The organism is Streptomyces sp. NPDC051452 (assembly GCF_044454765.1).
GTDB lineage: Bacteria > Actinomycetota > Actinomycetes > Streptomycetales > Streptomycetaceae > Streptomyces.
Window position 1 is genome coordinate 1 of record NZ_JBITEB010000049.1, and the last position, 1,501, is coordinate 1,501.

At 62.3% G+C, this 1,501-nt stretch carries 1 protein-coding gene and 1 pseudogene; both read left to right on the plus strand.

Annotated elements, in window-relative coordinates; all coding sequences use genetic code 11:
- A pseudogene (locus tag ACIBA9_RS38150) lies at positions 1 to 169 on the plus strand (DUF4360 domain-containing protein); the annotation flags it as partial.
- Between the two features lie 68 nt (positions 170 to 237).
- A protein-coding gene (locus ACIBA9_RS38155; protein ID WP_399370381.1) for an IS3 family transposase occupies positions 238 to 1,406 on the plus strand; the annotation gives its coding sequence in 2 pieces (ribosomal slippage) (positions 238 to 490 and positions 490 to 1,406; 1,170 coding nt in all).
- Positions 1,407 to 1,501: the final 95 nt, after the last annotated feature.

Sequence of the window (1,501 nt, forward strand, 5' to 3'; positions counted from 1 at the left end):
AGTCGCACCGGACAACACCGCCTTCACCGTCACCTACAGCAATTACCTGGCCCAGGCCGGCGGCAATTCCGATCCCACGGCCTTCCGCAAGAACTGTCAGCTGAACCTGGTGGTGCGCGTGCCCCAGGGCTTTACGTACGCAGTCGCCAGCGCCGACTACCGGGGTTTCTGAGGCGCCCCGAAGTTTCCGGACACCGGGCCAACTAGAATTGTTGGCCTGATCGACGGAGAAGGCACGTGGCACAGAAGCGCAAGAAGTTCAGTCCTGAATTCAAGGACGAGGCTGTCCGGATGGTGATCGAGCAGTCACGGCCGATCGCCCAGGTAGCCCGGGAACTCGGACTTGTCGAGGGAACCCTGGGGAACTGGGTCAACGCCTACCGGCGCGCCCATCCCGGGGAAGAAGCCCCGCTCACCGTTTCGGAGCGGGCCCGTCTGCGGGAACTGGAGAAAGAGAACCGGGAGCTGCGGATGAAGACCGAGTTCCTGGGAAAAGCGGCGGCCTTCTTCGCTCAGGAGTATCGGTGAACGAGAAGTACGAGTTCATCGACGGCGAGAAGGATCGCTTCCCCGTCAAGAAGATGTGCGCCTGGATGCAGGTGTCGAAGTCCGGATTCTACGACTGGCGGTCCAGGCCCCTGTCCGTGACCGCGGAACGTCGGGAAGAACTCAAAGTTGTCATCCGGGAAGTCTTCGAGAATTCCGATGAGACATACGGCTACCGGCGAGTGCACGCCGCGCTGGCCCGCCGGGGTGTGCAGGCCGGCCCCGAGCTGGTCCGGACGCTGATGCGCGGCCTGGACCTGGTCCCGTGCCAGCCCAGGCCGTGGCGGGCCACCACCCTCGCCGGCGAACAAGCCCACCATGTCCAGGATCTGATACGCCGTGACTTCACCGCCGACGCACCCGGACAAAAACTCGTCGGTGACATCACCTATGTCCACACCTGGGCAGGTTTCCTGTATCTCGCCACGGTCATCGACTGCCACACGAAAGCCGTGATCGGCTGGTCCATGGCAGACCATATGAAGACCACGCTGATATCCGATGCCATCACCATGGCCGCCGGCCGCACCAACCTTGCCGCCGACTGCATATTTCACAGCGACCGCGGCGCGCAATACACGTCCCGGGAATTCCGTGGCAGGCTCGACGAGTTGGGCATACGTCCCTCGGTCGGCCGTACCGGTGTATGCTGGGACAACGCAATGGCCGAATCATTCTTCGGCGCCCTGAAGAACGAACTCGTGCACCGCACCGCATTCCCCACGCGACGGCATGCACGACGCGCGATCACCCGCTACATCGAAGTCTTCTACAACCGCAAAAGACTTCACTCCGGACTCGGCTACAAGACCCCGGCAGAAGTCGACGCAGAGTACGAAACCATGCGACTCGCGGCATAGAAAACACACCGAAACGGTGTCCGAAAAACACGCGGCGGCTCAGATCCGCGACCACTGGAAGATCGAGGCCCTGCACCACATCCGCGATACCACCT